At 54.2% G+C, this 21,049-nt stretch carries 23 protein-coding genes and 3 tRNA genes; 17 read left to right on the plus strand and 9 right to left on the minus strand.

Features of this window, described 5'->3' with window-relative positions; translation table 11 throughout:
- Window positions 1-3: 3 nt before the first annotated feature.
- Together IEX01_RS12855 and IEX01_RS12860 are read right to left on the minus strand one after the other, a co-directional pair.
- Window positions 4-477 (minus strand): threonine/serine exporter, encoded by a 474-nt coding sequence (locus IEX01_RS12855; RefSeq protein WP_048887754.1) that lies wholly within the window; start codon window positions 475-477, stop codon window positions 4-6.
- Window positions 468-1,244: a threonine/serine exporter family protein gene (locus tag IEX01_RS12860; protein ID WP_024559378.1), complete on the minus strand. Its 777-nt coding sequence runs from the start codon at window positions 1,242-1,244 to the stop codon at window positions 468-470. Before IEX01_RS12860 ends, IEX01_RS12855 begins: the two co-directional genes overlap by 10 nt.
- 296 nt (window positions 1,245-1,540) lie before the next feature.
- Here IEX01_RS12860 and pobA point away from each other — a divergent pair, with 296 nt between their 5' ends.
- The 4 genes from pobA (at window position 1,541) to bglJ (ending at window position 5,359) form a co-directional block, all read left to right on the plus strand.
- The gene (gene pobA, locus IEX01_RS12865; RefSeq protein WP_188723991.1) at window positions 1,541-2,725 is read left to right on the plus strand and encodes a 4-hydroxybenzoate 3-monooxygenase; all 1,185 of its coding nucleotides are present in this window, start codon (window positions 1,541-1,543) and stop codon (window positions 2,723-2,725) included.
- 50 nt (window positions 2,726-2,775) lie between these two features.
- Window positions 2,776-3,666 carry a helix-turn-helix domain-containing protein gene (locus tag IEX01_RS12870; protein WP_024559960.1) on the plus strand — a complete coding sequence of 297 codons (891 nt, stop codon included), beginning with the start codon at window positions 2,776-2,778 and terminating at the stop codon, window positions 3,664-3,666.
- A 356-nt stretch (window positions 3,667-4,022) separates the two neighbouring features.
- Entirely contained in the window at window positions 4,023-4,730 is a 708-nt protein-coding gene (locus IEX01_RS12875) for a helix-turn-helix domain-containing protein (protein WP_024559502.1), read from the plus strand.
- On the plus strand, window positions 4,706-5,359 hold the full coding sequence (gene bglJ, locus IEX01_RS12880; protein WP_024559961.1) for a DNA-binding transcriptional activator BglJ: 654 nt from the start codon (window positions 4,706-4,708) through the stop codon (window positions 5,357-5,359). Before IEX01_RS12875 ends, bglJ begins: the two co-directional genes overlap by 25 nt.
- 104 nt (window positions 5,360-5,463) lie before the next feature.
- On the opposite strand, the gene IEX01_RS12885 is transcribed toward bglJ, so the two are convergent.
- Window positions 5,464-5,922, minus strand: a complete 459-nt coding sequence (locus tag IEX01_RS12885) for a YbaK/EbsC family protein (RefSeq protein ID WP_024559962.1) — start codon at window positions 5,920-5,922, stop codon at window positions 5,464-5,466.
- 213 nt (window positions 5,923-6,135) lie between these two features.
- Here IEX01_RS12885 and IEX01_RS12890 point away from each other — a divergent pair, with 213 nt between their 5' ends.
- Window positions 6,136-6,441: a PTS sugar transporter subunit IIB gene (locus IEX01_RS12890; protein ID WP_024559505.1), complete on the plus strand. Its 306-nt coding sequence runs from the start codon at window positions 6,136-6,138 to the stop codon at window positions 6,439-6,441.
- 13 nt (window positions 6,442-6,454) lie between these two features.
- Window positions 6,455-7,807 (plus strand): PTS sugar transporter subunit IIC, encoded by a 1,353-nt coding sequence (locus IEX01_RS12895; protein WP_024559506.1) that lies wholly within the window; start codon window positions 6,455-6,457, stop codon window positions 7,805-7,807.
- Between the two features lie 29 nt (window positions 7,808-7,836).
- On the opposite strand, the gene fhuF is transcribed toward IEX01_RS12895, so the two are convergent.
- On the minus strand, window positions 7,837-8,625 hold the full coding sequence (gene fhuF, locus IEX01_RS12900) for a siderophore-iron reductase FhuF (protein ID WP_188723992.1): 789 nt from the start codon (window positions 8,623-8,625) through the stop codon (window positions 7,837-7,839).
- Between the two features lie 129 nt (window positions 8,626-8,754).
- Window positions 8,755-9,819, minus strand: coding sequence for a diguanylate cyclase (locus IEX01_RS12905; RefSeq protein ID WP_188723993.1), 1,065 nt, complete (start codon window positions 9,817-9,819; stop codon window positions 8,755-8,757).
- 210 nt (window positions 9,820-10,029) lie between these two features.
- On the opposite strand from IEX01_RS12905, the gene IEX01_RS12910 reads away from it, so the two are divergent.
- Entirely contained in the window at window positions 10,030-10,302 is a 273-nt protein-coding gene (locus IEX01_RS12910; protein ID WP_048887750.1) for a DUF1435 domain-containing protein, read from the plus strand.
- Between the two features lie 52 nt (window positions 10,303-10,354).
- On the opposite strand, the gene IEX01_RS12915 is transcribed toward IEX01_RS12910, so the two are convergent.
- The 4 genes from IEX01_RS12915 to rsmC all read right to left on the minus strand — a co-directional run bounded on the left by IEX01_RS12915 (window position 10,355) and on the right by rsmC (window position 11,830).
- Window positions 10,355-10,440: transfer RNA gene (locus IEX01_RS12915), tRNA-Leu, on the minus strand.
- Between the two features lie 30 nt (window positions 10,441-10,470).
- Window positions 10,471-10,556: transfer RNA gene (locus IEX01_RS12920), tRNA-Leu, on the minus strand.
- Between the two features lie 27 nt (window positions 10,557-10,583).
- Window positions 10,584-10,670 (minus strand) — tRNA-Leu (locus tag IEX01_RS12925).
- Window positions 10,671-10,801: 131 nt separating this feature from the next.
- Window positions 10,802-11,830: a 16S rRNA (guanine(1207)-N(2))-methyltransferase RsmC gene (gene rsmC / locus IEX01_RS12930; RefSeq protein WP_024559510.1), complete on the minus strand. Its 1,029-nt coding sequence runs from the start codon at window positions 11,828-11,830 to the stop codon at window positions 10,802-10,804.
- Between the two features lie 105 nt (window positions 11,831-11,935).
- On the opposite strand from rsmC, the gene IEX01_RS12935 reads away from it, so the two are divergent.
- From IEX01_RS12935 to deoA, 10 genes are all read left to right on the plus strand, one after another.
- Window positions 11,936-12,346 (plus strand): DNA polymerase III subunit psi, encoded by a 411-nt coding sequence (locus IEX01_RS12935; RefSeq protein ID WP_024559964.1) that lies wholly within the window; start codon window positions 11,936-11,938, stop codon window positions 12,344-12,346.
- Window positions 12,315-12,758, plus strand: a complete 444-nt coding sequence (rimI, locus tag IEX01_RS12940; RefSeq protein ID WP_024559512.1) for a ribosomal protein S18-alanine N-acetyltransferase — start codon at window positions 12,315-12,317, stop codon at window positions 12,756-12,758. Before IEX01_RS12935 ends, rimI begins: the two co-directional genes overlap by 32 nt.
- Before the next feature lie 21 nt (window positions 12,759-12,779).
- Window positions 12,780-13,457 (plus strand): pyrimidine 5'-nucleotidase, encoded by a 678-nt coding sequence (yjjG, locus tag IEX01_RS12945; protein ID WP_188723994.1) that lies wholly within the window; start codon window positions 12,780-12,782, stop codon window positions 13,455-13,457.
- Between the two features lie 94 nt (window positions 13,458-13,551).
- Complete coding sequence (gene prfC / locus IEX01_RS12950) at window positions 13,552-15,141, plus strand: peptide chain release factor 3 (protein ID WP_188723995.1); 1,590 nt, start codon at window positions 13,552-13,554, stop codon at window positions 15,139-15,141.
- Window positions 15,142-15,569: 428 nt separating this feature from the next.
- Window positions 15,570-16,184, plus strand: a complete 615-nt coding sequence (osmY, locus tag IEX01_RS12955) for a molecular chaperone OsmY (protein WP_188723996.1) — start codon at window positions 15,570-15,572, stop codon at window positions 16,182-16,184.
- A gap of 127 nt (window positions 16,185-16,311) precedes the next feature.
- Complete coding sequence (locus IEX01_RS12960; protein ID WP_002437547.1) at window positions 16,312-16,473, plus strand: DUF1328 domain-containing protein; 162 nt, start codon at window positions 16,312-16,314, stop codon at window positions 16,471-16,473.
- Window positions 16,474-16,583: 110 nt separating this feature from the next.
- Window positions 16,584-17,651, plus strand: a complete 1,068-nt coding sequence (locus tag IEX01_RS12965) for a patatin-like phospholipase family protein (RefSeq protein ID WP_024559516.1) — start codon at window positions 16,584-16,586, stop codon at window positions 17,649-17,651.
- The gene (locus IEX01_RS12970; protein ID WP_024559967.1) at window positions 17,648-18,430 is read left to right on the plus strand and encodes a TatD family hydrolase; all 783 of its coding nucleotides are present in this window, start codon (window positions 17,648-17,650) and stop codon (window positions 18,428-18,430) included. Before IEX01_RS12965 ends, IEX01_RS12970 begins: the two co-directional genes overlap by 4 nt.
- Before the next feature lie 431 nt (window positions 18,431-18,861).
- Window positions 18,862-19,641, plus strand: a complete 780-nt coding sequence (gene deoC / locus IEX01_RS12975; protein ID WP_048887749.1) for a deoxyribose-phosphate aldolase — start codon at window positions 18,862-18,864, stop codon at window positions 19,639-19,641.
- Window positions 19,642-19,696: 55 nt separating this feature from the next.
- Entirely contained in the window at window positions 19,697-21,019 is a 1,323-nt protein-coding gene (deoA, locus tag IEX01_RS12980) for a thymidine phosphorylase (protein WP_024559968.1), read from the plus strand.
- Window positions 21,020-21,049: the final 30 nt, after the last annotated feature.

Genomic DNA, 21,049 nt, shown 5'->3' on the forward strand with positions numbered 1-21,049 from the left:
GGCTCACACGCGCGGACGTTTACGATAAAGCCATAAACCCGGCAACGAAAGACCGATGGAAAGCGCGCCGACAATGGACGACGCCTTCAGAAAGTGGGTGACGAGCGCGATAAGATAAACCTCGTCATAGCCAAAGTGGCTGAGCTTAACGGCGGAGACCATCGCCGTGTAGGCGGAAATACCGGGGAACATCGGGATCACCGCCGCGACGGTAAAGACTTTCGGGTGCGCCAGATACCAGCGGGACCACTGAATGCCGATGCTGCCGACAAGAATCGCCGAGAGAAAAGTGCTCCACTCAATGTTGAGGCCGCAAAGCATCATCGCCGTACGTGACGTGTGGCCAATAGCGCCGAGCAGCGCGCACCACGGCAACGCGCGCAAGGGCACGTTAAATACCATCGCAAAGCCCACCGCGGGAATTGCCGACAGCACCATATCCTGCAGCAGAATCAGCGCAATATTTATTATGCCCATCCTGGCAGCCCCCATAAGGCCAGCGCGATTATCGCGCCAATACAGGTCGCCAGCGCCAGCATGCTCGCCATAGCCCAGCGCGCAAGTCCGGTATTCACATGGCCTTTAAACATATCCGCTACCGCGTTGATAAGCGGGAAGCCGGGCACCAGCAGCAGGATGCTGGCCGCCATTGCTACGGTCGGCACCTGGGCGAAAAGCGGCAGCCGTAGCATCAGCCCCGATACGGTGGTGGCGACAAAAGCGGTAATGCAGAAATTGATTTGCGGATGCAGGTGCTGGCTGGTCAGCACCTGACGAACGTACATGGCGAGGGAACTGGCGGTCAACGTGACCAGCGCGCCGTCCCAGCCGCCGTTGTTCATTTTGCAAAAACAGGCGCAGGAGAGGCCTACCATCAACACGACCAGCCAGCGCGGGTAGCGCAGCGGTTTAATCTGCGCGAAGCGCTTTTCCACATCGCGATAATCCAGCAGTTTATGTTCAGCCAGGATGACGATGCGCTGCACCTGGGTTACCACATGCATGTTAATGCCGCGATCGACATTCTTTCTGGTGGTCGTTAAGCAACGGTTGTCTTTAATGGTAGTCAGCACGATGGAGTTCGCTGAGATGGCGCTCTCGACGCTATCCATGCCGAGCGCGCGCCCAAGCCGGGTAGAGAGTTCATCTATCAGCGCGCTTTCCGCGCCGTGCTGTAAAAGGAAAAGTCCGCACTCAATACAGAGGCGGGTGATATCGCGTTGCGATGAAGACTCAACTTCCATAGTTGACCCTTGCCGTTAAGTAAGGCGCCCGGGGCGCGAAAAGGCGAAAAAAGGTTGTAGCACAGGGCTGAAACGGCACGGGCGCAGGCAGATCAAATTTTCAGCGGGTTGCAGATGTTTTTACCTGGAGGTGGAAAATTTGAACCCGTCCGCAAAATTGTGTGAGTGTCGAAAAGTGCAACTTTTAACCCGAAATTGACCTTCTTTTCGCATGGAGAACGGTGAAAAATGCATTTTCACTCATTTGTGAAACATAAAAATAACATTTCAATCACCTTTCCGAGGCGAGCGACCCTATGAAGACTCAGGTTCTGATCGTTGGCGCCGGTCCGTCCGGCCTGCTGCTTGGCCAGTTGCTGCATAATGCTGGCATCAGCAACATTATTCTTGAACGCCAGACCCCGGACTATGTGCTTAGCCGCATTCGCGCCGGCATTCTGGAAAGCGGCACTGTCGAGCTGCTGCGGGAAGCGGGCGCGCATCAGCGTATGGACGCCGAAGGTCTGGTGCATGACGGCGTTGAATTTCTGGTCGAGGGCAGGCGTATTCCGGTGCCGCTCAAAGCCCTGAGCGGCGGCAAATCGGTCATGGTCTACGGCCAGACTGAAGTCACGCGTGATTTGATGCAGGCGCGAAGCGAAGCCGGCGCGCCAACGTTTTACAATGTCAGTGACGTTGCGCTGCATAACCTTAAAAGTGATAAGCCGTATGTCACTTTTAGTAAGGACGGCGAACCGTGCCGCATTGATTGCGATTACATTGCCGGCTGCGACGGATTTCATGGCGTTTCGCGCAAAGCGATACCCACAGACGTACTGCGGGAATATGAATGCGTTTACCCGTTCGGCTGGCTGGGGTTGCTTGCCGATACGCCGCCCATTCACCATGAACTTATCTACGCCCACCATGACCGGGGTTTTGTGCTTTGCAGCCAGCGCTCGCTAACGCGCAGCCGCTACTATTTGCAGGTGCCGCTTACCGATAAAGCCGAAGCCTGGTCCGACGATCGCTTCTGGGATGAGCTGAAGCGCCGCCTGCCGCAAGATCTTGCGGGTAAGCTGGTTACCGGCCCTTCGCTTGAGAAAAGCATTGCGCCGCTGCGCAGTTTTGTGGTGGAGCCTATGCAGTACGGCTCGCTGTTTCTGGTGGGCGACGCGGCGCATATCGTTCCGCCGACAGGGGCGAAGGGGCTAAATCTGGCGGCGTCAGACGTTAATTATCTCTACCGCATTTTATGCGGCGTTTACCATCAGGGAAGGCGGGACTTGCTGGCTTGTTACTCGCAACTGGCGCTGCGTCGGGTATGGAAGGGGGAGCGGTTCAGCTGGTTTATGACGCGTTTGCTGCATGATTTTCAGGAGCAAAGCGGTTTTGACCGCCGGATGCAACAGGCTGAGCGCGACTATTTCCTGGGATCGCAGGCCGGGCTTACCACCATCGCTGAAAACTACGTGGGGCTGCCGTTTGAAGCGGTGCGGTGATCGGCAGGATCTTTTCTACACTCTTTAAAAATGAGCGAAGAAGTCAGAACATGAAGCCTGTAACGCCGGTTCCCGTATTTACGCTTTATGGCGAAAGCCTTAACTGGCCAACGCCGGATCTGCTGCACTGTGAATCCATTCACAGCCGCAGCAGCCTTTATGAATGGCATATCCGCATCCATCAGCATGCGGATATCGTTCAACTGCTTTATCTGCATACAGGCAGTGCGGAAATCGAAATTGAGGGAGGAAAGCGGCGCGTTTCTGAGGCTTGTATTCAGGTCGTGCCTGCGCTCTGCGTGCATAGCTTTAAATTTTCGCCGGGCGCGCAGGGTTACTCGCTCTCCTTTTCTTCTCCGCTGGTCGCGCTTTTTGAGCAACGTTTCGGACAACCGCTGGAAGTGCTTACCCGGCCGCGCTGTCTGCCGGTAAAAGCGTCGCGCCATCGCATTAATGCTTTATTCAGCACGCTGCAGAGCGAATATGAAGGCGACAACCTGGCGCGCGAGATGATGCTGCATTCGCTTATCAGCGCGCTGCTGGTCTGGCTAAATCGACAGTGCGCCCAGAGCGAGGCGCTGCCGGAGCGGCCCAAACGCAACAAGGCGGCGATGCGCCAGTTCTCAAAGCTGCTGGAACGCCACTACCGTGAGCAATGGCCTGTAACGGCATATGCGCAAAAGCTTGGGCTCTCCGTCACGCACCTCAATACGTTATGTCACGAGTTTCATGGCGCCAGCGCGTTAAATCTTCTTCACCAGCGCCTCACGCTGGAAGCCCGCCGCACATTGCTTTATACCAGCATGACGATAAGCCAGGTTTCAGATTATCTGGGGTTTAGCGACGCCACCTATTTCTCCCGTTTTTTTCGCCGTACGGTTGGCGTTACGCCGAAGGCGTTTCGCGATGCGGGCGCGGTAAACGCTTTGCTAAAGAAATAATTAAACTAAAAACTCTGTTTTAGATAATCTAATTGCGATATTACTTATTAAAACTTTCCTTTTTTAATGTGTATTAATCCACATGGTTTTGACTATTTTAAATAAGAGTATATCAGTGTGTAGAGAAGGGCGGTTTTGTTATTTTTAACGCATTGACACTCACCTGGAGGCTTCATAAACTACTGACGCTCATCCCGGATGAATTTTAATTGTCTGTTTTGAATAAAAGCCCTGGCGCGTTTTATTAACAATAACGCCTAATGGCTTTTCTTTTTATATTTAATCATCTCATTATTATAAGCGTTGTTATTAGTTAGTCGTCATGCTTTTGCCGGAAGGGTTTAGCCGGAGGATATATGATACCAGGACGTTGCAAGCAGGGAATTATTATCAGCGCGTTACCCGTTATGCATAACGGGCTTAAAGCCATTATTACCCACCATTTCCCTGACATGGAATTACATCATTATCAGAGCAGTTGTGGGCTTTCTCCGTTGGTAATGCGGTGCGCCAACCTGATTATTCAGGAAATCCCGCCAGTAGCAGACGATGCCCGGGCGGAATGTGAAGCCTGCTATCGGCTTATCGCCCAACTGCCGGGCATCCATTGGATTTTTATGGTGCCGAAGAACGTATTCAGCCTGGCGGTAGAGTATTTAATGCGTCCTCAAACTACGCTGCTGGCGACGACGGAATCGGTTGAAGGCTTGATTGAAGCTATACGTCTTGGCAGCGAGCGCGCAGAACGTATCAGTCAGTTATTGCTTTCTCCTCACGAGGTAAAAATATCTGGTCAAGTTAGTACGGCCTGTACTTTAACCTCTTCAGAACGACAAGTATTACGCCTTTTGGGAAAAGGCTGGGGTATTAACCAGATAGCCCAACTGCTTAAGAAAAGTAATAAAACCATCAGCGCTCAGAAGAACAGCGCTATGAAACGCTTATCGCTAAAAGGTAATGCGGAAATGTACGCCTGGATTAATAGCTTTCAGGGCGTCAAAGAACTGAATTTGCTTTCACTGCAAAAGGAACAGGCAGAATGGAATTTATCACATCAGAAGTGAAAATCGCCCTTATTGAAAGCTGCGTGATGAGCGCAGCGGGGGTCAGTGTATTGCTGCAACAAAATCGCAGGCCGCGTTATCAGGTTTTCACTTTTACGACGCCGGCAGAATTTCTTGCGGCGCAAGAAGCAGAATCTTTTTCCGCCGTTATCTTCTCTTTACCGGGTACGCGTGAGCATCGGCGCGAATGTCTTACCTTTTTTGGTGAAATGGTAAAAAACCACCCGAAAGTCAAGCGGCTGGTGATGGCGAACAACGAAGCGGAAGCGCGGCTGATAAACCAACTTTCCTTAACCTCATTTCATGGCGTACTGGATAAATCCGTGCCGCTTAATAGCTTTGCAGAAAATATTTTCGCAGCGCTGGGTGACAATCCCAAAAACAGTGAAGGCGCTAATAAGGCTAACCCGGTAAAAGCGGCACCGCGCCTTTTAAGCCCAACAGAGCGTACAATCTTACGTTATCTGACAGACGGCTACTCTATTTCACAAATTGCCTCTCAGCTGGAGCGTAACATCAAGACGATTCGCGCTCATAAGTTCAACGCTATGCTCAAACTCGGCGTCAATACAGATGCTGGCCTGCTTAACGCGGCAGATATGCTGCTTCATCGCGCTACCCCTTTTTGATTTTCAGGCTCCGGCAGGGGATCTGACCGGAGCTTTTTTCTCACCACTTTTATTCCTGCCCATTCAGAAGGGTTCAGGATCAGGCTGCGCGGCAACATCGTTTTTTACTGGCAGACATCTATCCACTGCGCCTCGGTCAGTTCTGCAAGGCGAGAAGGGGAGATGCGCACGGCGCTATGAATGGCGCCAGCGGCGGGTAACACTTCCTGGTAACGCTTAAGCGATACATCGCAATAGACCGCAAGCGGGTGTTCCAGGCCGAAAGGGCAAACGCCGCCGACCGGATGGCCAGTCCAGGTGATCACTTCATCGCTGCTCAGCATACGCGCTTTAGCGCCAAAGGCGGCTTTGAGCTTTTTATTATCCAGTCGGGCATCGCCTTTCGCCACGATAAGGATAATCTCGTTCCTTACCTTTAACGACAGGGTCTTGGCTATCTGTCCTGGTTCAACGTTATGCGCGGCGGCGGCCAGCGCGACGGTCGCCGTACTTTCGTTGAGTTCAATAATGTCGATGTCGGGGGCTTTCTCGGCGAAAAACTGCCGTACAGATTCCAGACTCATGTGTTTCTCCTGCTGAAGACTTTCCTTTGCTGATATAAACCAGAATGGGCTGATGATTGTTATTGATTAACCCACCGGTAACAAGTCGGTGTTTTCTGGATCTTCTTCACAATCACAGAAACCGGTTACTGTAACCGGTTGCAGCCCGGCTCCGGGCGATTAATACTGGTTCCGTAACCACCCTCTGTATCCCTTAAATAATAAGAGCCGTCTATGAAACGTATCCTTGTATGCTGTGCCGCTGGTTTGTCGACCAGCATGGTAGTGAATCGTATGAGGCAGGCCGCAGAGCAGCAGAATATCGCTGTGGAGCTTAACGCGGCGGGCATTAACGTATTCACGGAGTCGTTTTCCCGTTATGACTGTTGCCTGCTGGGGCCACAGGTTAAAACACATCTTGAGGCATGCAGGGCACAGGCAGCCACCAGCCAGATACCTGTATCTGTAATTAACTCAATGGACTATGGAATGATGCGCGGCGACAAAATTCTCGCTGACGCACTCGCGTTATTAGCCTGACAGGAGAGCCGCTATGTCTGCCAACCATGCCGCCTTTAATGTGATTTTTCGCTTTGTAGAAAATTATGTTAGCCCTATTGCTGGGCGCATCTCTTCCCAACGTCACGTAATGGCCATTCGTGACGGTTTTATTTCCGCCATGCCGTTTATGATTGTCGGGTCATTTTTACTGGTTTTCGCCTATCCGCCTTTTTCGCCGGACACCACCTGGGGGTTCGCGCGCAGCTGGCTTGATCTCGCAAAGCAATTTGAAGGGCAAATCCTGACGCCGTTTGATATGACGATGGGCATTATGTCTATCTATATCTGCGCCGCTATCGCCTATAACCTGGGCAAACATTACGTTAAATCCCATCAGCTCGATCCCTTTATGTGCGCCATGCTGTCGCTGATGGCTTTTCTGCTGGTTGCGGCGCCGAAAACCAAAGGCACCTTACCCGTCGATAGCCTGGGCGGTACCGGCATTTTCACTGCCATTCTGGTGGCGATTTACTGTGTAGAGATGATGCGTTTTCTGAAAGCGCACAACATCGGCATACGTTTACCGGATCAGGTGCCGCCGATGATTAAAAACTCTTTCGACCTGCTGATACCGGTGTTGGTGGTCGTGCTGACGCTTTATCCGCTGAGCCTGTTTATCCAGACGCAGTTCGATATGCTGATCCCACAGGCGATCATGTCCCTCTTTAAACCGCTGGTTTCAGCAGCAGACTCGCTGCCTGCGATCCTGCTGGCGGTGCTGATTGGCCACCTGCTCTGGTTTGCCGGCATTCACGGCGCAGCCATTGTCTCAGGCATGTTGCAGATGTTCTGGCTGACAAACCTTGGGATGAACCAGAGCGCGCTGGCGCAGGGCGCGCCGTTGCCGCATATTTTTATGGAAGCTTTCTGGACTTTCTTTATCGTGGTGGGCGGTTCGGGCGCAACCATGGGACTGGTGCTCTGCTACCTGCGCAGTCGCTCGGTGCATCTGCGTTCGATTGGCCGTCTGAGCGTAGTGCCAAGCATTTTTAACATCAACGAGCCGGTTATTTTCGGTACGCCTATCGTGATGAACCCGGTCTTCTTTATCCCATTCCTGCTGGCGCCGATGGTTAACGCTATCATTGCCTGGGCGGCGATGAAGCTTGACCTGATTGGGCGCGTCATTTCGGTCGTGCCGTGGACGGCGCCTGCGCCTATTGGCGCCGCCTGGGGGCTGGGATGGGATTTTCGTGCGGCTATCCTGGTGGTAGTGCTGGCGGTCATTTCCGCCGTCATCTACTTCCCGTTCTTTAAAGTGTATGAAAAACAGCTGCTGGCGCAGGAAGCGGCGGAAGCGGATGCACAAAAAGAGGCGGAAGCCGAGGGGCGCCAGGTGGCGTAATTAAAGACGGCGGGGAGACCCGCCGTTATCTATTTCAGGGTGCAGTCGCCGCATTGCTGCACGTCCGGCAGACGGTAACGCTGACAGCAAGTGCGGCGAACCAGCAAACCTTCACGCAGCACAACGGTGCGGTAAAGTGGGTTATCCTGCCCGTTGCGTAGCTGTTTTTCAAAGAAGCAGGCTTTGCGAAGGGCGTTTACCGTCTCTTCGCCAAGAAACCCCTTCCACTCGCCAAGGCACCAGTTGATCAGGTAGCCTGTGTTGCTCCAGATAAGCCGCGCGTTGATATCGCCGGTCGCCTCAAGCGCTTTCACAACCGGCTGCAAACACTCTGTCACCAGCTTCTCAATACGTTCGCGTGCGGATAACGCACTGGCGAGGTGATCTTCCTGCACGTTCAGCCAGAAGCAGGCGGCTCGACCGGTTTCATGGAATTCAACATGGATATGCGAAGGCGTAACGGCGATGGCCTGCGGCTGCGTCAGTAGCGCCAGCATGAGCGGCGGCGCCAGTAAACCCAGATACCACTGCGCCCAGAGCGAAACCAGCGGCTTGGCCTCACGCGGCTGCGTAAGATGGTTACGATAGATATGATCGGAATAGATAGCCATCAGAGAAGCAAGGCGGGTGGGATGCGCCCATTGTTCCAGCGTCATCGCCGCGTCTGGCGGCGTCTCATTCAATCGAATGATGTCATGAAAATGCGCGCGATGGGTGGTAAATGCTTCGCGTAACGCCTCCGCCAGCTCAGAAGAGGGCCGGTAAAGCGGGGCGCGCCAGATAAGATCATCAGCAATGTGAAAGGAGTGGTAAGCCATGACCCTGCTTAATAGCAAATCTAAATGATAATGATTGCCAATCCTAACTATAGGCGGAGCCGATAGCAAGCGGATTCGCCGAAGCGGGTATCCGTAATTCCTCAAGATGTGGAGCCTGACGCAAAATGCTCAGGCAGCGTGGCGAGATTCAGAGAAAAGAATGTGGTTACGTCCCTGATTTTTAGCTTCATAAAGCGCGGCATCCGCCTGACGCAGCGCCGAATCGATATCCTGATTTTCCAGTGGCGCAATGCCAATGCTTAGCGTCACATTGGTCGCCACGCTTTCGTTAAACATATGTGGGATACGTAAATCATAAACGCGTTGACGAATGCGCTCCGCAGCCTGGCGGGCACTCTGGGGATCGGAATTCGTCAGAAGCACCAGAAACTCTTCGCCGCCGTAACGGGTAACGATATCACGCGAGCGCACCGAATCGCGAATAGCGGCGGAAACCCGCGTCAGCGCCTGGTCGCCCATCATATGCCCGTAGTGGTCGTTATAAGCTTTGAAATGGTCGATATCCATCAGCATGACGAAATGCTGGCCGGTGCCGAGCGCCAGCACATGCTCCAGCCGGTTCTGAAAGCCGCGTCGGTTATAAAGACCCGTAAGCGGGTCCATCATGCTTAAATCAGTCAGCGTCTCTTTTTCTTCCAGCAGCTTTAACATCAGACCCTGCGAAAAGGTGTCGCTGCGTTTCTGAATGAGGTGCTGAATGGCGATGCCGAGCATTGGCAGCGCGACGGCATAAGCCATGCGCATCAAATGCTGTGCCTGATCAAGCCAGATAACAGTGACGATAACCGGCAGGCAGTGGCAGGTAAAAGCGATGAGGTTATTGATAAAAGATAACGAGCCGATAAACAGTACGGTGAGCAACGCCACCAGCAGGTACGAGAGGTCGGGTTTCGGAATCACCGTGAATTTAAGGGCGATTTGCGCAGCCCACATCAGCCCGAAGAGTAAAGATACCAGGTTAATATTAATGCGTCGTTGGCTGTTCAGCGCGTGCCAGATAAGCAGCCCTGTACTGCCGACAAGCACGCCAGTTAAAGGCAGTGTAACTTGTTGAGCGGCATAGAGCGGGCTCACGATGCTAAACAGTGCGGAGAAAGCGTTAAGAAACAGAAACAAGCGTAGAGAGAGTTGATATTTCTCTTTAAGCAGGGCTCGCCAGGTTTGAGCTGTCATATATAAGTCGTTATTTATCAGCGCCGTAACAGATTTAAAAGCCAGGTGAAAGAAATAACGGGCGAAACAATAGTTTCGCAAAAGTTAAATAAGAGTTTAATGCTGCTGTAATGATGTCCAATTTATCACCTTAGCGCAGGCATGTCATTAGCCATGCGCAAAGGATAACCCGCTTCATTGTAAACGCTGACAGATGAGAATTAATATCATATGATATTGTTTATCATTATCGATGCGAGAGACAGAGACATGTTGCAAAAGCGGCTGGAAAGCGGATGGGGAATTATCGTGCCCGGCATCCTGGTGATGCTGCTGGCGTTGAGCGATCTTAGCTTTGCGCAGTGGCGCTTGATTGTGGTGTTGGCGCTGCTTTCCACGTCACTAATGCTTTTTCACAAACGGTTACGCCATTTCCTGCTGCTGCCGTCGTGCATTGCATTCGCAAGCGGACTCATGCTGATGGTAATGAACCTGAAAGGGTAAAGCTTAAGGAAGGCAACTCAAGGAAAGAAAAAGAGAAGAGGTATTCAGAAAGTGGTGCGAGGGGGGGGACTTGAACCCCCACGTCCGAAGGACACTAACACCTGAAGCTAGCGCGTCTACCAATTCCGCCACCTTCGCACTGTATTCTGAATCTTGATATCGCCTCGTTGGTGCGAGGGGGGGGACTTGAACCCCCACGTCCGAAGGACACTAACACCTGAAGCTAGCGCGTCTACCAATTCCGCCACCTTCGCCCGGTGAGAGCAATATCATGTGGTCTTTGGTGCGAGGGGGGGGACTTGAACCCCCACGTCCGTAAGGACACTAACACCTGAAGCTAGCGCGTCTACCAATTCCGCCACCTTCGCATACCAGCAATACCGGGAAGTATTGCAACCACGGAGGCGCATTCTAGATGTTTTCTGGGCTTCGTCAACAGTTAATTGCGTGCCGCTTTTCTGAATGGTGCAAAAAGCGGCACTTTTGTGACGCGGAGCGATTAACGCTTTGCGTTACGGCCCATGACCGCGCGGTAAACCTTAAAGCGCCCGGTCTGCGCCAGTACTTCATGGTTGCCAAACATTTCGTCAAGCAAATTAGGGTAAGGAAGGAAAGCGTTCGCGACTATGCGCAGCTCGCCGCCGTTGTTAAGGTGCTTAACCGCGCCGCGAATCAGCGTCTGAGCGGCTTCAAAGCTGGTCTGCAGCCCGTCGTGGAACGGCGGGTTGGAGATAATCATATCGAAGCGGCCTTTCACTTCAGAATAGACGTTGCTTGCGAAAGCTTCGCCTTCAAAACCATTCGCGGCAAGCGTTGCGCGGCTTGCTTCCACCGCAGGCGCGCTCACGTCGCACAGCGTCAGACGCACCTTCGGCGAGTGGCTGGCCAGCACTGCCGCCAGCACGCCGGCGCCGCAGCCCACATCGAGCACTTTGCCTTTGGTATGCGGCGAAAGGGTAGCGAGCAGCAGATCGCTGCCGACATCAAGCCCGTCGCGGCTGAAAACGCCCGGCAGCGTTTTGATGGTCAGTTCGTCCAGTTGATACTCGTTCCACCAGGCGTCTTTATCGAACGTCGGTTTGGCTTCAAGGCGACCGTGATAAAGACCGCAGCGGCGGGCGCTGTCGATTTTAGTCAGCGGGCAGTACTCTTCCAGCATCTGTTCGGCGCTGCGAACGCCGCTGCGGTTTTCGCCGACCACAAACACATCGCTTCCTACCGGCAGCAGGGAAAGCAGGTTCATCAACTGGAACTGCGCTTCGGGTTTGTTCTTCGGCCAGTAGTAGATAAGCGTGTCGCTGTCGCCAACCAGTTCAGCGTCAGCCGTCAGGCCATACTGCGCCCGCTCTCCCATTGGCTTGCTGAGCACCTGCCAGTGGTGGAACTGTTGCGTATGCGCGCGGCTTGCCGCCGTCTCGAGGCGCGCGGGCAGGTCATCCTGCATATCGCCGGCGAACAGCACGCGGCTTTCCAGAAAATCATCACTGTGGCGCAGCAGGACTTCGCTTGCCGGGGAAAAAGCGGACATGAAAAACTCCTTTGGAAACTTGAGGGGCGATTATAGTGGTTTGTTGGCGCATGTTCGACGGATTTGCTATATTTGCGCCCCTCCGGCATTCACTCAGGCACCGCTATGACATCCCGACGAGACTGGCGTTTACAACAGCTGGGCATCACCCAGTGGGTATTACGTCGCCCCGCCGCGCTGCTGGGCGAAATTGCTATCGCGCTGCCTGCTCATGTCCGTCTGGTCATGGTGGCGGAAGAACTTCCTGCGCTGAGCGAGCCGATTATTCAGGATGTGCTGCGTACGCTGAAGCTGCGTCCCGATGAGGTTATGCTGCTTACGCCGGATCGGGTGGCGATGCTGCACGACGGGCATTGCAACAGCTGGTGTCTTGGCGTGACGGAGCCTCTTGCGCTGCCGGGCGCGAAGCTGGTCTCGCCGGGGCTGGAAGGGCTTCGGCGCAGCAGCGCCGCTCGCGCCGCTTTGTGGCAACAAATTTGCGAAAATGATGACGATTTCTTCCCTGCAGCCGACTGATCTCGCGGCGGCTTACGCCATTGAGACGCGAAGTCACGCCTTTCCCTGGAGCGAGAAAACTTTCGCCAGCAATCAGGGCGAACGCTACCTCAATTACCGCCTGGATGTGGCGGACAAGATGGCGGCTTTCGCCATTACCCAGGTCGTGCTCGACGAAGCAACCCTGTTTAATATCGCGGTCGACCCCGCTTATCAGCGGCGCGGGCTTGGCCGTCAGCTGCTCGAACATTTAATCAGCGAGCTGGAAACCCGCGGCGTGCTCACGCTCTGGCTTGAAGTGCGGGCTTCTAACGTGGCCGCCATCGCGCTATATGAAAGCCTGGGCTTTAACGAGGCGACTATCCGCCGTAATTACTACCCCACCAAAGAGGGGCGCGAAGACGCGATAATCATGGCCCTGCCGCTGGGCTGATAACAAAGAAAAGGTGATGTAATGAAGTGGGACTGGATACTCTTTGATGCTGACGAAACGCTGTTTACCTTTGACGCTTTCGGCGGCTTACAGCGGATGTTTCTCGACTACAGCGTGACCTTCACCGCCGAGGATTATCAGGACTACCAGGCCATCAATAAGCCGCTCTGGGTCGATTATCAGAACGGCGCCATCACGGCTTTGCAGCTTCAACACCAGCGTTTTGAAAGCTGGGCCGAGCGTCTTAACGTGCCGGCAAGCGACCTCAACCGCGCTTTTCTCAACGCGATGGCGGAAATTTGCGCGCCGCTGCCGGGCGCCGTGTCGCTGCTCGATTCGCTTAAAGGCAAGGCGAAGCTTGGCATCATTACCAACGGCTTTACCGCGCTGCAGCAAATTCGTCTTGAACGCACAGGGCTGCGTGACTATTTTGATCTCATTGTGATTTCGGAAGAGGTAGGGGTGGCGAAGCCGGACCCGCGCGTGTTTGATTATGCGCTGGAGCGCATGGGCAACCCGCCGCGCGAATGCGTGTTGATGGTGGGCGATACGGCGGAGTCGGATATTCTTGGCGGCATTAACGCCGGGATAGCGACCTGCTGGCTAAACCACCATGGGCGTACGCTGCCGGAAGATATCGCCCCGCTTTATCAGGTCACCTCATTGAGCGAACTGGAGCAACTGCTGTGTAAACAATAATTGTCTGCCCGCCACTGATGGGTACAATAGCCGCATTTTTCGACTCACACGCCGCGGGGCGCCTTGCCACGCGCTTACACAGAAGATTTTGACTATGACGTTGTCTCCTTATTTGCAAGAGGTGGCCAAACGCCGCACGTTTGCCATCATCTCTCACCCGGACGCCGGTAAAACTACTATCACCGAAAAGGTGTTGCTGTTCGGACAGGCTATCCAGACCGCCGGTACGGTAAAAGGCCGCGGCTCCAGCCAGCATGCGAAATCAGACTGGATGGAGATGGAAAAGCAGCGCGGCATCTCTATTACCACTTCCGTGATGCAGTTCCCTTATAAAGAGAGCCTCGTAAACCTGCTTGATACCCCAGGCCACGAAGACTTCTCCGAAGATACCTACCGCACTCTGACGGCGGTGGACTGCTGCTTGATGGTTATCGACGCCGCGAAAGGGGTTGAGGATCGCACCCGCAAGCTGATGGAAGTGACCCGCCTGCGCGATACGCCGATCCTGACCTTTATGAACAAACTCGACCGCGACATCCGCGACCCGATGGAGTTGCTTGATGAAGTGGAGAGCGAGCTGAAAATCGCCTGCGCGCCGATCACCTGGCCGATTGGCTGCGGCAAGCTCTTTAAGGGCGTTTATCACCTTTATAAAGATGAAACCTACCTTTATCAGACAGGGCAGGGCCACACCATTCAGGAAGTGCGCATCGTTAAAGGTCTTGATAACCCGGATCTCGATAAAGCCGTAGGCGACGATCTCGCTCAGCAGCTTCGTGACGAGCTTGAGCTGGTGCAAGGGGCTTCGCACGAATTCGACCAGGAGCTGTTCCTGAGCGGCGAAATCACGCCGGTCTTTTTCGGCACCGCGCTCGGTAACTTCGGCGTTGACCATATGCTGGACGGTCTTGTGGAATGGGCGCCTGCGCCGATGCCGCGTAAAACCGACACCCGTGAAGTCGAAGCGAAAGAAGAGAAGTTTTCCGGCTTCGTCTTTAAGATCCAGGCCAACATGGACCCGAAACACCGCGACCGCGTGGCCTTCATGCGCGTGGTATCCGGCAAATACGAGAAGGGTATGAAGCTGCGCCAGGTGCGTATCGGCAAAGATGTGGTTATCTCTGACGCGCTGACCTTTATGGCGGGCGACCGTTCTCATGTTGAAGAAGCTTACCCGGGCGACATCATCGGTCTGCACAACCACGGCACTATTCAGATTGGCGATACCTTCACCCAGGGCGAAATGATGAAGTTCACCGGCATTCCGAACTTCGCGCCGGAACTGTTCCGCCGTATCCGCCTGAAAGATCCGCTCAAGCAGAAACAGCTGCTGAAAGGGCTGGTGCAGCTTTCGGAAGAGGGTGCGGTGCAGGTTTTCCGCCCGGTGGCTAACAACGATCTGATCGTAGGCGCAGTAGGCGTGCTGCAGTTTGATGTGGTCGTGGCGCGCCTGAAGAGCGAGTACAACGTTGAAGCGATTTACGAATCGGTAAACGTGGCAACCGCCCGCTGGGTTGAATGCGCAGACGCGAAGAAGTTTGAAGAGTTCAAGCGTAAAAACGAAGTGCAGCTGGCGCTGGACGGCGGCGATAACCTGACTTACATCGCGCCGACCATGGTCAACCTGAACCTGACTCAGGAGCGTTATCCTGACGTCGTTTTCCGTAAAACACGCGAGCATTAATTTTTCTTTCGGGGCGCGCCGCAAGCCGCGCCCCGCCTCTTTTTTCCGCGCTTTATCCCTCTGTTTTCCCGCTTGCGGAAATTTCTTAAATTCCTGCTTTCTTTGCCGTTTTGCCGTTTTTTCGCCTTCGCCACCAGGCGTTTTTGAGAGAGTGATCTATATTTAACACTGTGATGACAAGGTCGCTGGTTTAAACAACCATTCAATGCGTGTTTGGCAGTGTTTAAACCGCGAACTTATCACTTGTTTGATATTAATAACTGACTTAAGCCGGTGTGGCGAGAGTTACTGCAATAGCATGAGGCTGTTGACAGAACGCTTCACTGTCTGAGCAACCTTGAGCAAGGCCACAAGCCCTGCTGTTTAGGAAAAGCCAGTGTCGTTATGGCTTAAGGCTCAAATTCTGAGCAAACTACAGGAATGAATCGATGAACAAGACTAAGATTTCGAAAACTCTGCTGGCCGTTGTGTTGGGTTCTGTAATGGCGACTTCTGCGGTTCACGCTGAAAGCTCCGTTGCGGACAAAACAAAATCCACTGCCGATACCGCAGGGCAAAAAATCGATAGCTCTATGAATAAAGTCGGTAATTTCATGGATGACAGCGCCATCACCGCAAAAGTAAAAGCGGCCCTGGTGGACGATGAAAACATCAAGAGCACCGATATCTCCGTGAAAACCGAGAAAAGCGTGGTCACCCTGAGCGGCTTCGTAGAAAGCCAGGGGCAGGCTGAACAGGCGGTCAAAATCGCGAAAGGCGTTGAAGGCGTACAGTCTGTCAGCGACAAACTGCATGTTCGCGATGGTAAAGACCAGTCGGTGAAAGGTTACGCAGGTGATGCAGCGACTACCAGCGAAATCAAAGCTAAACTTCTGGCTGATGACATTGTGCCGTCTCGTAAGATTAAAGTGGAAACCACTGACGGCGTCGTTCAGCTCTCCGGTACCGTGGATTCTCAGAAACAGTCTGACCGGGCCGAAAGCATCGCTAAAGCCGTTGATGGCGTGAAAAGCGTCAAAAACGATCTGAAAGTGAAGTCGTAACACCCCAGACCCACTCTCCCGGATGTGGCCGGGAGAGAAGGTAAGTATGACCACCAAGAAAACACCGTCAGTGGGTCAGACGCTCACTAAGAAGCGGTAAAGTTTAACTATGGTAAAGGAGAGTCTTATGTTTCGTTGGGGCATTATTTTTCTGGTTATCGCATTAATCGCCGCCGCTCTGGGCTTTGGTGGCCTGGCGGGTACGGCAGCAGGCGCTGCGAAGATCGTCTTCGTTGTGGGTATTATTCTGTTCCTGGTCAGTCTTTTCATGGGCCGTCGTCGTCCATAGTGTGATAAAACTGTAACAGGCAGACGGGAAGGCCAGTCTTTATGACTGGCTTTCACGCTTTGGGAGCAAAATAAGCGCCTTCAAGGGCGCAATAAAAAGTAGGTGGCAGGGTGGGACAACGTATTCCGGTAACGCTCGGCAACATTGCGCCGCTGGCGTTAAAGCCGTTTCGTCCCGGCAAGCTGGCTATCGTATGCGAGGGCGGCGGGCAGCGCGGGATCTTCACAGCCGGTGTGCTGGATGAGTTCATGCGCGCTGAATTTAACCCCTTCGACGCGTTCTACGGCACTTCCGCCGGCGCCCAAAATCTCTCTGCTTATGTCTGTAACCAGCCCGGCTATGCCCGGCGCGTCATTACACGCTATACCACAACCCGCGAATTTTTTGATCCCGTTCGTTTTGTACGGGGCGGCAACCTTATCGACCTTGACTGGTTGGTGGAGGCGACTTCAAGCAAAATGCCGTTGGCGATGGACAGCGCGGCGCGTTTGTTTGACGCCGGTAAAGAATTTTACATGTGCGCTTGTCGAAGCGACGATTACTCACCCGGCTACTTTGCGCCGCAAAACCAGACATGGCTTGATATTATCCGCGCGTCCAGCGCCATACCGGGCTTTTATCGCACAGGCGTAATGCTGGATGGCGTAAGCTACCAGGATGGCGGCATCAGCGACGCTATCCCGGTGCAGGAAGCGGCGCGCAGAGGGGCAACCACGCTTGTGGTTATCCGCACCGTGCCTTCGCAAATGTATTACACTCCGCAGTGGTTTAAGCGCATGGAGCGCTGGCTCACTGACAGCAGCCTGCAGCCGCTATTAAACCTGGTGCAGCACCATGAAACCAGCTATCGCGCCATTCAGGAATTTATTGAAAAGCCCCCCGGCAAGCTGCGTATTTTTGAAATCTACCCGCCTAAGCCGCTGATGAGCATGGCGCTTGGCAGCCGTTTGCCGGCGCTGATGGCGGATTATAAAACTGGCCGTCTGTGCGGGCGTTACTTCCTGGCGACAGTCGGTAAGCTTCTGACCTCGAAGCCGCCGCTGCATCGCCATCGGGTGGCGACGCCGCCTACGCTCGTGGTGCCGCCAGCTACCGTTGCCAACGACGCGGTCGCGACGACGCCGCTTTTTGCGCCGGAGGCTAACGATGCGGCTTTTGATAACGAGGATCTGGCCTGATGCGGCGCTTTATCGACACCCATTGCCATTTTGATTTTGCGCCTTTTCCCGGCGACGAGGCGAGAAGTCTTGCGCAGGCGGCACAGGCAGGCGTTGAGAAGATAATCTTACCCGCCATTGAAGCCGAGCGTTTCGCTACTGTGCTGTCGCTTGCTGAGGAGCATAAAGGCATCCATGCCGCGCTCGGTCTGCATCCCATCGTGATTTACAAACATAACGACGCGGCGCTGGCGTTGCTCGAACACCACTTGCAAAACCGGCCGCAGAAAATGGTGGCGATAGGGGAGATTGGCCTCGATCTCTATATGGAGAACCCGCTTTTTGAGCGCCAGGAAGCGATACTCGATGCGCAGTTGCAGCTGGCGAAACGTTATGAACTGCCGGTTATCCTTCACTCCCGTCGCACTCACGATAAGCTGGCGATGCATCTGAAGCGGCACGACCTGCCGCGTAAAGGGGTGGTGCACGGTTTCGCGGGCAGCCTGCAACAGGCGCAGCGTTTTGTCGAGATGGGCTATCGTATTGGCGTGGGCGGCACTATCACCTATCCCCGCGCCAGTAAAACACGCAACGTCATTGCGCAATTGCCGCTTTCAGCGCTGCTTCTGGAAACCGACGCGCCTGATATGCCGCTCAACGGTTTTCAGGGGCAGCCGAATCGTCCGGAACGAGTAAACGGCGTGTTTGACGTCCTTTGTGAGCTGCGCCCTGAGCCGCCTGAACTGATTGCCGACACCATTTTGCAAAATACCCTGCAGCTGTTCGATTTTTCCGCCTGAAATCTGGCGTTTTTCTTCTCTCCTGTGAAGAGTGTTCGCCTGCGCGTAACGCGGGTTTGCTACGCTTCACTCTAACGGCGATAAACCGCTCGCTGCTGTAGCATATGTTACTATTATAACATTTGCCGTCGCCTCAATCTGACGCAGGCGAGCACGCTATTTTTAATACATGGCCCGGGTACAGGCTGTTATAGTGTTATGTTAATCACATATAATGGTTGTACGAATGCAATCCATGCTTTTCAAATTGTGAAACGCGACACAAAATCATCTTCAGCGCTGATGTTAAAATTCTAACATCCCCTGTGGTGAACGGCGGTGAGAAGGATCTTAACGTGTTGGCGGTTAGCGCCACGCCTCTTCATGGAACCAAGCCCGCTCCAACGTGTTGAGTTTCTCCTCTGAGATACGTTTTTTTGTTGGAGATTTTTATGACTGATTTGACCAAAAGCAGCCTGCGTGCGCTGCAACTGATGGATCTCACTACCCTGAATGATGACGACACCGATGAAAAGGTGATTGCGCTTTGTCATCAGGCGAAAACCCCGGTTGGCAACACCGCCGCCATCTGCATTTATCCGCGCTTTATTCCGATTGCTCGTAAAACCCTGAAAGCGCAGGGGACGCCGGATATTCGTATCGCAACCGTGACTAACTTCCCGCACGGCAACGACGACATTGAGATAGCGCTGGCGGAAACCCGTGCGGCCATCGCGTATGGCGCGGATGAAGTGGACGTCGTGTTCCCGTATCGCGCGCTTATCGCTGGCAATGAGCAGGTGGGTTTTGACCTTGTTAAAGCCTGTAAAGACGCGTGCGCGGCGGCTAACGTGCTGTTGAAAGTCATCATCGAAACTGGCGAGCTGAAAGAAGAAGCGTTAATCCGCAAAGCGTCAGAAATCGCTATCAAAGCGGGCGCCGACTTCATTAAAACGTCTACCGGTAAAGTACCGGTTAACGCCACGCCGGAAAGCGCCCGCATTATGCTGGAAACGATCCGCGATATGGGCGTTCAGGACAGCGTAGGTTTCAAACCGGCGGGCGGCGTGCGCACGGCGGAAGACGCGGCTAAATACCTGGCGGTGGCGGATGCGCTTTTCGGCGCTGACTGGGCTGATGCCCGTCACTACCGTTTCGGCGCTTCCAGCCTGCTGGCGAGCCTGCTGAAAGCGCTCGGCCACGGCGACGGCAAAAGCGCCAGCCAGTACTAATCTCTTCTGCGGCGGGCCACCGCCGCTTTTAACCTGATGACGTCAGGGGGTTACCTTGTTTCTCGCACAAGAAATTATTCGAAAAAAACGCGATGGCCAGCCGCTGAGCGATGAAGAGATTCGTTTTTTTATCAACGGCATTCGCGATAATACGGTTTCCGAAGGGCAAATCGCCGCGCTGGCGATGACCATTTTCTTTCACGATATGACGATGCCGGAACGCGTATCGCTGACCATGGCGATGCGAGACTCAGGAACCGTGCTGGAGTGGAAGAGCCTTAACCTGAATGGCCCGATTGTTGATAAACACTCGACCGGCGGCGTGGGCGATGTCACTTCGCTGATGCTTGGCCCGATGGTGGCGGCCTGCGGCGGCTACATTCCCATGATTTCCGGGCGCGGCCTTGGCCATACCGGCGGCACGCTCGACAAGCTGGAAGCCATTCCGGGCTTCGATATTTTCCCGGACGACAACCGCTTCCGTCAGATTATTAAAGAGGTCGGCGTGGCGATTATCGGCCAGACCAACTCGCTGGCGCCTGCCGACAAGCGCTTTTATGCCACCCGCGACATTACCGCCACGGTCGATTCTATTCCGCTTATTACTGGCTCTATCCTTGCGAAAAAGCTCGCCGAAGGGCTGGACGCGCTGGTCATGGATGTGAAGGTCGGCAGCGGGGCGTTTATGCCGACCTGGGAGCTCTCAAAAGAGCTGGCGGAAGCGATTGTCGGCGTTGCCAACGGCGCGGGCGTGCGCACCACGGCGCTGCTTACCGACATGAACCAGGTGCTGGCTTCCAGCGCCGGTAATGCGGTAGAAGTGCGTGAAGCGGTGCGCTTCCTGACCGGCGAGTACCGCAATCCCCGTCTGTATGAAGTGACCATGGCGCTGTGCGTGGAAATGCTCATCTCCGGCCAGCTTGCGAAAGACGAAGCCGATGCGCGCGGCAAGCTTCAGGCGGTGCTGGATAACGGCAGCGCGGCGGAAATCTTCGGCCGTATGGTCGCGGCGCAGAAAGGGCCGGGCGATTTTATTGAAAATTACGATCGCTACCTGCCGACCGCGATGTTGAGCAAAGCGGTTTACGCCGATCGCGCCGGTTTCGTCAGCGAAATGGACACCCGCGCGCTCGGTATGGCGGTGGTTGCCATGGGCGGCGGTCGTCGCCAGGCCTCAGACCGCATTGACTACAGCGTCGGCTTCACCGACATGGCGCGCCTTGGCGAGAAGGTCGATGGCGAGCGTCCACTGGCTATCATTCACGCCAGCAGTGAAGCGAACTGGAAACAGGCGGCGGAAGCGGTAAAAGCGGCAATCAAAATTAACGATGCCGCACCGGAAAGCTCGCCGGTTGTCTATCGCAGAATCAGCCAATAAGTGGCATACTGATCTGATCACTTTTTTACA

The sequence above is a fragment of the Franconibacter daqui genome (assembly GCF_014644275.1).
Classification (GTDB): domain Bacteria; phylum Pseudomonadota; class Gammaproteobacteria; order Enterobacterales; family Enterobacteriaceae; genus Franconibacter; species Franconibacter pulveris.

What these genes read in the sequence shown, in the direction of transcription:
- prfC (WP_188723995.1), top strand. Translation starts at nt 13,552, where the DNA reads ATGACGTTGTCTCCTTATTTGCAAGAGGTGGCCAAACGCCGCACGTTT.
- IEX01_RS12960 (WP_002437547.1), top strand. Translation starts at nt 16,312, where the DNA reads ATGTTTCGTTGGGGCATTATTTTTCTGGTTATCGCATTAATCGCCGCC.
- IEX01_RS12905 (WP_188723993.1), bottom strand. Translation starts at nt 9,819, where the DNA reads ATGACAGCTCAAACCTGGCGAGCCCTGCTTAAAGAGAAATATCAACTC.
- rimI (WP_024559512.1), top strand. Translation starts at nt 12,315, where the DNA reads ATGATGACGATTTCTTCCCTGCAGCCGACTGATCTCGCGGCGGCTTAC.
- IEX01_RS12885 (WP_024559962.1), bottom strand. Translation starts at nt 5,922, where the DNA reads ATGAGTCTGGAATCTGTACGGCAGTTTTTCGCCGAGAAAGCCCCCGAC.
- IEX01_RS12870 (WP_024559960.1), top strand. Translation starts at nt 2,776, where the DNA reads ATGAAGCCTGTAACGCCGGTTCCCGTATTTACGCTTTATGGCGAAAGC.
- IEX01_RS12935 (WP_024559964.1), top strand. Translation starts at nt 11,936, where the DNA reads ATGACATCCCGACGAGACTGGCGTTTACAACAGCTGGGCATCACCCAG.
- pobA (WP_188723991.1), top strand. Translation starts at nt 1,541, where the DNA reads ATGAAGACTCAGGTTCTGATCGTTGGCGCCGGTCCGTCCGGCCTGCTG.
- rsmC (WP_024559510.1), bottom strand. Translation starts at nt 11,830, where the DNA reads ATGTCCGCTTTTTCCCCGGCAAGCGAAGTCCTGCTGCGCCACAGTGAT.
- IEX01_RS12910 (WP_048887750.1), top strand. Translation starts at nt 10,030, where the DNA reads ATGATATTGTTTATCATTATCGATGCGAGAGACAGAGACATGTTGCAA.
- IEX01_RS12890 (WP_024559505.1), top strand. Translation starts at nt 6,136, where the DNA reads ATGAAACGTATCCTTGTATGCTGTGCCGCTGGTTTGTCGACCAGCATG.
- deoC (WP_048887749.1), top strand. Translation starts at nt 18,862, where the DNA reads ATGACTGATTTGACCAAAAGCAGCCTGCGTGCGCTGCAACTGATGGAT.
- IEX01_RS12875 (WP_024559502.1), top strand. Translation starts at nt 4,023, where the DNA reads ATGATACCAGGACGTTGCAAGCAGGGAATTATTATCAGCGCGTTACCC.
- bglJ (WP_024559961.1), top strand. Translation starts at nt 4,706, where the DNA reads ATGGAATTTATCACATCAGAAGTGAAAATCGCCCTTATTGAAAGCTGC.
- yjjG (WP_188723994.1), top strand. Translation starts at nt 12,780, where the DNA reads ATGAAGTGGGACTGGATACTCTTTGATGCTGACGAAACGCTGTTTACC.
- IEX01_RS12895 (WP_024559506.1), top strand. Translation starts at nt 6,455, where the DNA reads ATGTCTGCCAACCATGCCGCCTTTAATGTGATTTTTCGCTTTGTAGAA.
- fhuF (WP_188723992.1), bottom strand. Translation starts at nt 8,625, where the DNA reads ATGGCTTACCACTCCTTTCACATTGCTGATGATCTTATCTGGCGCGCC.
- IEX01_RS12855 (WP_048887754.1), bottom strand. Translation starts at nt 477, where the DNA reads ATGGGCATAATAAATATTGCGCTGATTCTGCTGCAGGATATGGTGCTG.
- IEX01_RS12860 (WP_024559378.1), bottom strand. Translation starts at nt 1,244, where the DNA reads ATGGAAGTTGAGTCTTCATCGCAACGCGATATCACCCGCCTCTGTATT.
- osmY (WP_188723996.1), top strand. Translation starts at nt 15,570, where the DNA reads ATGAACAAGACTAAGATTTCGAAAACTCTGCTGGCCGTTGTGTTGGGT.